The sequence below is a fragment of the Brotaphodocola sp. genome (genome assembly GCF_050873065.1).
Lineage (GTDB): Bacteria > Bacillota > Clostridia > Lachnospirales > Lachnospiraceae > Brotaphodocola.
The window spans coordinates 1-10128 of record NZ_JBNMIC010000067.1 but is presented as its reverse complement, the minus strand read 5'-3'; the positions used below and the strand labels follow the sequence as shown (position 1 = coordinate 10128).

The 10128-nt window shown below is 47.7% G+C and carries 6 protein-coding genes and 1 tRNA gene; all 7 read right to left on the bottom strand.

Annotated features, from left to right (window positions below; all coding sequences use genetic code 11):
- Positions 1–311 precede the first annotated feature (311 nt).
- The gene (locus ACR0QE_RS12060) at positions 312–2240 is read right to left on the bottom strand and encodes an ABC-F family ATP-binding cassette domain-containing protein (RefSeq protein ID WP_432628594.1); all 1929 of its coding nucleotides are present in this window, start codon (positions 2238–2240) and stop codon (positions 312–314) included.
- Between the two features lie 455 nt (positions 2241–2695).
- Complete coding sequence (locus ACR0QE_RS12055; protein ID WP_432628593.1) at positions 2696–3034, bottom strand: hypothetical protein; 339 nt, start codon at positions 3032–3034, stop codon at positions 2696–2698.
- 106 nt (positions 3035–3140) lie between these two features.
- Positions 3141–3214: transfer RNA gene (locus ACR0QE_RS12050), tRNA-Arg, on the bottom strand.
- A 267-nt stretch (positions 3215–3481) separates the two neighbouring features.
- A complete protein-coding gene (locus tag ACR0QE_RS12045) occupies positions 3482–5242 on the bottom strand; it encodes a DUF5722 domain-containing protein (RefSeq protein WP_432628592.1) in 1761 nt (586 codons plus the stop codon).
- A gap of 34 nt (positions 5243–5276) precedes the next feature.
- The gene (locus tag ACR0QE_RS12040; protein ID WP_432628591.1) at positions 5277–7577 is read right to left on the bottom strand and encodes an ATP-binding protein; all 2301 of its coding nucleotides are present in this window, start codon (positions 7575–7577) and stop codon (positions 5277–5279) included.
- Between the two features lie 38 nt (positions 7578–7615).
- On the bottom strand, positions 7616–8302 hold the full coding sequence (locus tag ACR0QE_RS12035) for a response regulator transcription factor (protein ID WP_432628590.1): 687 nt from the start codon (positions 8300–8302) through the stop codon (positions 7616–7618).
- A gap of 351 nt (positions 8303–8653) precedes the next feature.
- Positions 8654–9955: a CitMHS family transporter gene (locus ACR0QE_RS12030; RefSeq protein ID WP_432628589.1), complete on the bottom strand. Its 1302-nt coding sequence runs from the start codon at positions 9953–9955 to the stop codon at positions 8654–8656.
- Positions 9956–10128 lie beyond the last annotated feature (173 nt).

Genomic DNA, 10128 nt, shown 5'->3' with positions numbered 1-10128 from the left:
CATAAAGTCCATAGCTTATTAAAGTGCGCCTAAAATGTCCGATTATCCATTTTTCATTCCACAAGTCGTGCTCTTCGCGAATTCTTCCTTGTTTTGGTTCAAGGTTGCGAACGAGCACCGCGAGTTTCGCAATTACCTATCATACATTATATTGTATCCATTTTAGTCAAAAAAGTAAAGAGTCAGGATCCATCTTTTTTTCTCAAAATATTTCGGATTCGGGGATTCCCGTTTCGGATTTCTACTGAATTCTGGATTCCTATTTTTTTAGCCATCCTGCCTTGCTTCCCACCGGCAATGACGTTTTCCGACTAATTCTCGCCCTCCATCCAGATTTCCATCCACTCCAGACAGAGTTCATGCCAGCACTTCCACGCTTCTTCCTGCTCTACACGCAGGCTTTCCAGATTCTCCAAACTTTCCGGACTTTCGGGCTTCCCTGCCTCCTCCTGCTCTCCTTCGATCTCCCCGGTCAGTTCTCTCCAGTACTCCTCAGACTCGCAAATCTCCTGCTCTTTTTCTCTCACTCGCTCTGCAAGCATTCCCCAGTGCTCGCCCGCCGGTTCCATCCGTTCCTGCACAAGGCGAAGTTTCCAGTCAAGATAGGCCTCCTCGGTCGGGATCTCGCGAAGACGATGGCGCTCTGCTTTCGGGACGGCGCGCATTCCCTCAATCAAGGCTGCGTCCTCCGCTCTGATCTGCTCAGCGACAGAGACTCCCTCCGCCTCCTTGCGGCAGCACTCAAGATAATGTTCGTATCCAAATGGATGGTACATCGCACTTCTGCCGTCAAAAATCAGCATCGCATCTGCAACCTGACGGATGAAATAACGGTCGTGCGAGACAAAGAGAATCGTTCCCGTATAAGCCTGAAATGCAGCCTCAAGAACCTCTTTCGCCGGAATATCCATGTGATTCGTCGGCTCGTCAAGAACAAGGAAATTCGGGCGGCTCTGCAAAAGTTCTGCGAGAACAAGGCGGGCACGCTCTCCGCCGGAAAGCTCCGACACCCTGCGGCCTGCCTCTTTTCCTCGGAACAGATAAGCGCCAAGCACGCTCCTTGCATCTTTCTCCGTCATCGCCGGAAACAGCTCATGGAAATGTTTGATCACCGTCTTTTCCGAAGGCAGCTCTGCCGCATGCTGATCAAAGTATCCGATCGTGACCTGATTTCCCGGTCCTCCCTCCCCCGCAAGCTGAGGGATCAGCCCTGCCACCGTCTTTAAAAACGTGCTCTTTCCAGCTCCATTCGGACCGATCAGACCAATTTTCTGCCCTCTGCGGATTCGCAGTGACAGTTCCAGAATCGGTTTCTCATATCCGATTTTTAAATGTTCCGCGGTAAATACCCACTTACTTCCGAGAATTAGAGGACTGATCTGGCCAAAATGAACCGTCATCTCCTCCTGATCCGGTTCACTGACGCGCTCCATCCGCTCAAGCTGTTTCTTTTTCGCACGCGCAAAGGAGGCCTTTGCCGGTTTATGGCGGAAGCGTTCAATCACCTCATTCAAGCGGCCAATCTCCTCATGCTGGCGCTCCCACGCCTTCTTCTGGATCTCAAGCATATGCTGTTTTTCCGCACGGTACTGGGTGTAATTGCCCGCGTAGCGCACCAGCGACGTGCCGGAAGCCTCATAGACAACCTCCGCTGTCCGATCAAGGAAAAACCGGTCATGGGAGACCATCACGACTGCATGAGGATAGTCCCGGAGGTACTCCTCAAGCCACTGGACAGTAGGAATATCGAGGTGGTTTGTCGGCTCATCGAGAAGAAGAAGATCCGGCTTCATCAGAAGAAGACGGATGAAAGCAATCTTCGTCTGCTCTCCACCGGAAAATTCTTCAAGCCGCTTTTTCTTATCTTCCTTGGAAAATCCAAAGCCCGTAAACAGACGGTCATATTCCAGCTCGTAGGCAAAACGCTCCCGGTCAAAGCGATCCCTGCACGGACACGCCTCAAGAAGCTCCTCCTCGACCGTCCGGCCAAGATCTCCGCCCAGATGCTGGTGCAGCATTCCCACAGTAAGCTGCCTTGATTTCAGGATTCCCGGCCCCTGCCTGCGGTCATCGCGATCAAGCTCCAACTCTCCCGAGATCAGACGCAGAAGTGTCGTCTTCCCCGTTCCATTTCGCCCTACAATTGCAATCTTCTCATTCCCGCGAATCTCAAAATTGATATGAGCGAGGATCGTTTTCCCTCCCAGCGACACACTTCCGTCCACAATCTGATACAGCATTGATGTTCTTCTCCTTCATTCGTCTCAAAAATTTCTATTAGCATTATATCTTATCCAAAACAAACTTACAATTCATTCGAAAAAAAGTGAAGCCCCATCATTTTATATCCAAGCAGCACTATTTTTTATTGACTTTTAACTTCAAATGGCATATGATAGAACATAGCTAAGGAATGCGATAAGATTCCATGCCACAACAAAAACCCCAGAGGGCGCAATCCTCTGGGGTTTTCTCGTTCGTTACGGTGAACTATTCCGTTTATGCTGTTGCTACCTATTTATCCCTGTCCAGCCATTTGCATATGTAGTGGCTAACTACACCTGCTACGACAGAGACAAGAAATGCGATAAGAATTTCAGCCATACCACTCACCTCCTTTCTGCTGGAGGTTCGGCAGCTTCCTTAGCTTATCATATTTCTCGTCAAAATTCTACATCAATCATAGCAAGTTCCATTAGAACTGCATCTTGCACTCAATCCATTCTTTTATAATACTATCATCACCCGTATACTCCTGAATTCCCAGCAAATGACGAGCAGAAACCGCCAAATAGCTCACAGGGCATCCCACAAGGATAAGCTTTTCCTCTTTCTCTGTCACTTTTTTCAGATCTTCACAAAACGCTGGTGACTTGATCCCATATTTGACTCCCAAAATAATCGCATTGACAACAAGCGCCTGACTTTCCGAATAAATGGATTCCTCAATTACTTTTTGATTTCCTTCCATCATAAAATTAATTTTCTTCTGAATTTCATCACAAATTTGATCCATCTCTTTTTCCATTTCCATGTAATAAAACCTCAAGACTCAAAAAAACGTTAGTCAAATGTTAGTCAAGATTCTTTCTATACAACGAAAAAGGACACCCTCCGAAGAAGATGCCCTTTCTATTCAGCGTGCGCGAGAAGATTCGAACTCCCGACACCTTGGTCCGTAGCCAAGTGCTCTATCCAGCTGAGCTACGCGCACATCCGGCTTATCGCCTGTCACAACTTTCTGAGCTCTTTGCCTTAGTTCTTAGCTCTTGTCCGCTGCAACGATAGTTAGTATACTGCACATTATCGTTTTTGTCAACACTTTTGCAAAACTTTTTTTAATTTTTTTTGAAAGCCCGATTTTCCCTTGATTTTAAAGGAAAAACGGGCTTTCGCCGGACACGGTTTCCATGTCCTTTTAAAAATTTCTTTTTGATTTTTCGATTTTTCTTTTCGAATTTTTTGCGCTCTGCCTGCTTTTTTACTTTTCCAGACTCTTCCAGCGGAAGTTCGGAATCACATCACTCCACTTGTTGATGCCGATCAGAGCTTTATACTTCTCCGTTGTCTCCAGAGTCGCATTCTTGTTGTCGATATTCTTGTAGACAATCCACGATGGCTTCTGCTTCGTCGCAACAATGTCATTCGGTTTGCTCTCATCACAGTGCCACAGACCGAATGCCTGAGACGCCGCGAGCTCTGTCGGTGCATCGACCTGACGGCTCATGATGAATGCATCAATGTAAGGATTGCTGTCTGCGATGTAATATGCATAAGCGATTGCCGCTGCCTGAAGATCCTCCGTCGTTCCTCTCGTCGCACTCTTTGAGGTAAATCCCTGCTCAGAGAGAATGACATGGCGAACAGCTCCGGACGCATTGCGCAGCTGTGCCTGCTGGAGATAATCCGTCAGCACGTTTAAGTTCAGCATATTGACAACCGGTGAGGAGGCATCATTTTTGATGAGTCCCGTCTCTGCATCATTCCAGAACTCCGGCTCGGTCAGCGGAATTGAGTATGGATGGTAAGCGAGTCCCCAATCCATCGAACCGCCAGGAATCATCTTGTTGTTGAACGTGTCGATGACATCCTTCGCATTGTACTTGAGGCTTCCATCTGCGTCATAATTCCAGTTGTAGTCCGTCGAGAAGAAAACTCTGCTGTTCGCACTTGTGCTCTTGATCGCTGTGTAGAACACACGGAATGCTCTCTGGTACTCCTCCACATACTTGTCAAGGCTCATCGGTCCCATGTAGTTCCAGAGCTGATTGTTGATCTCGTTTCCGATTACCCAGTTGGAAACTCTTCCATACGGGGACTTCAGACTTCCGTAACGATCTGCGAGGAACGATGCGATTGCGCGAACCGTCTCATATCCTTCCTGAGTTGCAACATTGAATCCATAATAGTTTGCTCTCGATGCCGGCTGTTTCGTCACACCCGGGTAATAGAGATGAGGCGTGGAATCACTCCAGCCATTCAGGATAACCGCAGTCACAGTCATGTCCTTCTCCGACATCCGGCGGATTGTGTCATCGTAAACTGCCATCACATCCTTGCTGAAATGATACGTCTTTCCGTCAAACTGATAATCGATTCCGCTTCCCAGAATGTGATTAAACGGAATATTGACAATCACATGATTGACACCCAGAGAAAACGCATCTGAGAGCATTGCCGGCGTTGTCTGGATTAAAAGCCCCTTCTTCGTCTGAGCACTCTTGTAAGCATCCGTGTATTTTGCCACGGATTCCGGATTCGTGATATACGCCTCGTTACTTACAACTGTATACTCGTTTCCGTCATAGACTGCAACGACATAGCTTGAGCAGAGTGCATCCTGATCGGTTCCAAGATTTAACGGAACCTGAAAACTCAGTGCATCTCCCTTTGTGATCCATGCACAGTAGTCAGTTCTGCCCTTTAAACTTCTCTGATACGGTTTCATCTCAAACAGATAGAGATAATTGTCATAGTATGCGGAATCTGACCAGGTTCCCTCCATCTGACCTTTGATCGATACCTGTTTTCCATTTTCCACCGTACAGCTGGTTATATGTGCAAACTCCGTCGGAGCCGGCTTTTCTTCTGCCCGTGCCTGAATCGTCCCCGCAATTCCAGTAAATGCGGCGAGCACCACCAGACAGCACAGAGATAACCAGTACTTCCAGTTTAAGTACTTCTTTTTTGTATTCAACTTCTTCTGCCTCCAATCTCTGCCTTTTTTCACATCCTCTATCATAGCATGATATGTCAAAGGTGCAAGAACGATTCTCTTACATTGGCTTACAATTTTCTTGCAGAATATGCTGAAAATCTTCCTGAAATTCTGTTTTCGTCATAAACCGGTCGATCATTCCGTTGTTTCGATACCACTCAAAATCTGTCTCAATCTGATCGGAAGTCAGGATCAGACGGATCTCCGGATTGACTCTGCGCAGAACCTCGCACAACTCGATTCCATTCATCATCGGAAGCATGTAGTCCGCAATCACCATCTCATAAAGTCCAGAAGTTTTCTGCACCTTGTCAATAAGAGCTGCGGGATGTTCATATAAATCAATACTGTAACGGCTTCCCCTCGCTTTTCCCTTCATTTTTCTAAGCATCTCGTCCGAAGATACAATCGCAATTCTCGAGACTGCCTTGAGGCGCTTGCGTCCGTCTTTCTTCTCATCACTCTCCGGATCTGCCTGATACTCCGGAATGTACAGCTCAAAGCACGTTCCCTGTTCCGGCTCACTCTTGACCTCAATCGTACCGTCCACGGAGCGAATCATATTCTGGACAACGGAAAGTCCAAGTCCAGTTCCCTGTCTCGAGCCCTTCGTCGTGTAAAACGGCTCAAAAATCTGCTGGCGCGCACTCTCGCTGATTCCACATCCTGTGTCAGAGACACGCAGACAGATTTTTCCATCTGCCTCCCGCATCAGCGAAACCGTCAGAATCTTTTTTTCTGAATGTTCCATCGCCTGAAATGCATTCTTGCAAAGATTCATCAGAATGTGCTCCGCCATTCCTCTCCGTCCCCAGATAAACAGGCTTTCCTCGGTGATCTTTGTCCGAAAGGTGATTGCCGCCGGCACAAGCTGACGCACAACCGTCAGCGCACTGTTTGTCTCCTCCGTGAAATTAAGCTTCTCGAGCCGGACTCCCATATCCTGCCTTGAGAACGCCAGAAGCTCCCTCGAGAGATTGGATGCCTTGTCGACCGAGCTTGTGATTTCCCGGATCATCTCCCTGTTTTCCTCAGAAATGCTCTCGTCATTCTCGAGAAGTTCCGCATAAATCAGCACCGGGGTCAGATAATTGTTGAATTCGTGTGCGATGTGGCTTGCCATCATGCCGAGAGACTGAATTCTCTGGTAATGGCGGATCTCATCATTCTTCTGTGCAATCAGTTCCATTCCCCGGTTGATCTCCTTGAGATAGGAGATCTCCTTCTGCTGCGATACAGCGAGAAAACGATTTTTCAGAATGATCCGGGTTGCAAAGACAAGCACAAAAATGTAGAACATCACGATTCCCACGAGAATCACCATCATCCGGTTTAACGGACTGTCAAGTTCCTCCATCGGCAGGGTCGAATTCACAATCCAGCGCTCTCCCTGAATATAAATGACCGTAAATGCGACAATTCTTCGCACCGCCGGCAGAGAAGGGTCATCCCAGACATAGCTGTCAAGAATTCCCGTTCCGGAATCTTCCCTGGTCTGACGTTCCACCCACGAGTCCAGGCTCGTCAGATTCAGCGACGGATAGCGCAGACTGCGCCCTCTGACCGCATCCATACCGATCTGGTCTTTCGCATGGTGCATGATGATATCAAGATTCTGGTCTTTCACAACAGAATAACCGTTCTCACCGATCTTGACCGGCTCGACGATCTTCTGGTAAATATTGTGCAGATCCATCGAGAACAGGAGAACATACTCCCCCGCATCTGTGACGATCTTCTTGGAAATTTTCATCTCATACCATCCGGTCTGTTCAGAAAACTGCTTTCCAACAATCTCTGCCTGTGTCCCGCTGCCTCCCCGAATCTCCGCTTTCTGATCCTCTGCCTGTGCTTCCGCCTCGGAGAGTCCTGCGACCTTGGCATTCTCAGTCTGCCGTCCTTCTGTCTGCGCATGTGCCGATCCGCCAGATCTCTCTTCTTTGTCTGGCAAATACAGGTAAGTCCTTCCATCCGGAAGATCGAGCAAAATCTGATCGTAAAGCCCCTCACTCTCATTCAGAAAATAACTGGTCTGGCGCCTGATTTTTTGCTCAATCTGACTGCTCTTTTCATCTGTACCCGAATGATCTTCGCCCCCATCTGCCTCTCCCAGATGATCAAAATCCTCATAATACAGATCAATCTGTTTCAGCTCAGAGCTGATATATGAACTCAAGTTGTTTCCAATCACACCTGCGATTGTCAGAAGCTGGCTCTCCTCTGTCTTTACCATAGAATCCCGATATCTCCGGTAAAACGTCAGACAGGCTGCAACCATCGCAAGCGACAACCCCGCAATCAATACGACTGAAAAAAGTTCCGTGACGTGTTTCTTTCCCCATACACTCAGATTTCGCATCTCTCTATCGGTCTCCCTTCACGCCGTTTTCCGGCAGCTCACAAGTCCATCTTGTAGCCGATTCCGCGTACCGTCTTTAAATAGTCCGGATTTTTCGGATCGTCCTCAATCTTGTCCCGAATCCGCTTCACATATACGGTGATTGTGTTGTCATCGACAACCGCCTCATTCCAGACCTGCATATAGAGCTGTGCCTTTGTGAAAACCTGCCCCGGATTTTCCATCAGGAAACGAAACAATGCCTGCTCCCGCGCCGTAAAATTCAACGGCTTTCCATTTTTCAGGCATTCCATCTTCACTGTGTCGACTGTGAACGGCCCTCTCTGAATCGCAGAAGGTGCCATCTGACTGTAAATCTGGCTTCTGCGAATCAATGCCTTTACCGTCTGAATCAGAACTGCGATGTGAAATAGTTTCGTCAGATAGCTGTCCGCACCGAATCCGAGCCCGAGCACCTGATCCATCTCATCAGATTTTCCAGAGAGCATCATCACCGGCGTATTGTCTCCGGACGCGCGCATGCTCTGAAGCACCTGATAACCACCTACCCTTTCCATCATCACATCGAGAATCACCAGATGAAAATGCTGTCTCTGGAGCAATCCCAGCGCCTCATCCCCGTCTGAAGCCTCCGTTACATGCATTCCCTCTCTCGCGAGTGCCGTCCGGATCGCAAGCCGGATCGCTCTCTCATCGTCCACTACCAGAATTTCTTCTGCACTCATATCCTGTTTTCCCTCTTTCCAGCTGAAATTTAATTTTTTCCCTTATCTTCTTATCTTCCTATCTTCTTTATCCATGATCCATCCCATGCAAATAAAAAAACACTTCGATGTATTGCTAAGTGTTTCCATTGCATCCATTATACCAAGACCACTCTGAAATGCACAAGATTCTCACCGATATTTCACAGAATGCACCCTCATTTTGTTACTGTTCACGCGTTGCGCAAATAGTAACCTCATTTTCCCTAATACACAAAACAGGCGGAGACCGTCAGCCCTTCTGCGCTGTGTGGTCTCCACCTAAGTTATTCTCATATGTCAAAAGTCGAAAATTGTAATAAGAATCCGCTCTTATACCGTGATAATTCCAAGGACAACTCCAAGGAAGAGCATGATGCAGCTCACAATGAAATACGGCGGAATGCTGAACTTCATGTGATCTTTGAGCTCTGTTCCGGTCAGACCGATTGCCAGATAAGTTGCCGGAACAAGCGGGCTTACCATCAGGGCAAGGTTCTTTCCGATGATCATCGTCAGTGCGGTGTTTAAAGATGCCACTCCGTAAGTCTCACCGACCTGCATAACTAACGGCATGATTCCATAGAAGTATGCGTCTGTTCCGATGCACAGTCCAAGCGGAAGTGCCAGAACACCGAAAATCAGGTGAATGTACTTTCCGAGTACAGACGGGATGATTGCCATGATTGCACTTGCCATTGCCTCAAGCATTCCAGTACCATCGAACACACCAACCATCGCACCCGCTGCAAACAGAGTTGCGGAAATTGCAAGTGCTGCCGGAGCATGCTTTTTCACGAGCTTATCCTGAATCTTCTGGCTTGGATAGTTGACTGCGAGCAGAACACACAGACCAAGCATAAAGACTACATAAGATTTTCCAATTCCGGCAGACAGAAGAGCGATAACTCCGACCGTCAGCAGGAAGTTAAAAATCAGGTACGCGTTGGATTTTCTCAGAGAATCTGTCTCTGCCTTCTCTTTTGCATCTTCTGCAACGACTTCTCCCCTACCTGCACCGGCACCCTGCTTGATTGCCAGCATACCGAGCAGAACAGCAAGCACAATGTTCATCACCAGTCCCACAACCTGGATCGGGATCAGCATATGCCACAGCTCCGTTGCATCCATCTGAAGAACGGTTGCTGCTCTCGCAGTCGGGCCGCCCCACGGAAGCAGGTTCATAACACCCATACATGCACCAGTGATGCACAGAAGAATTCTAGGATCAATCTTCATCTTCTTGTATACCGGATACATAGCCGGGATCGTGATCAGAACGGTAACTGCTGTCGTTCCGTCAAGATGAGCGATCGTTGCGATCAGTGCCGTAACAACCGTGACCGCGATGACGTTGTTACCTGCACGCTTTACCAGCCAGCCAACAATCACATCGAACAATCCAGTGTCAGAAAGCACCCCAAAATAGATAACCGAAAAGATAAACAGAATACCGTTGCTGGTCGTCGTCTTAATTCCGTCTGCAATGAATCCCATAATATCCACAGGGGAAAATCTCAGAATCAGTGCGGCAATCGTCGGCACAACTGCCAGAACGACGATCGGTGACATTTTACCCTTCAAGAGCAGTGCCACAATCACAATAATCATCAAAAAACCTATTGCTGCAACCATAAAAAACTCCTCCTCTCATTTCATTCCACTTCTTTAGGCGTTTGCGAAACGCCACAAGCCGCATAAATACGGCATTTTTTGTTACCTATAAACAAATAACTCCTCACCGGATATGGTATAATAGAGTTGACTAAAAACTATAAACCTACATCCAAGAAAGGAGTTATTCTGAT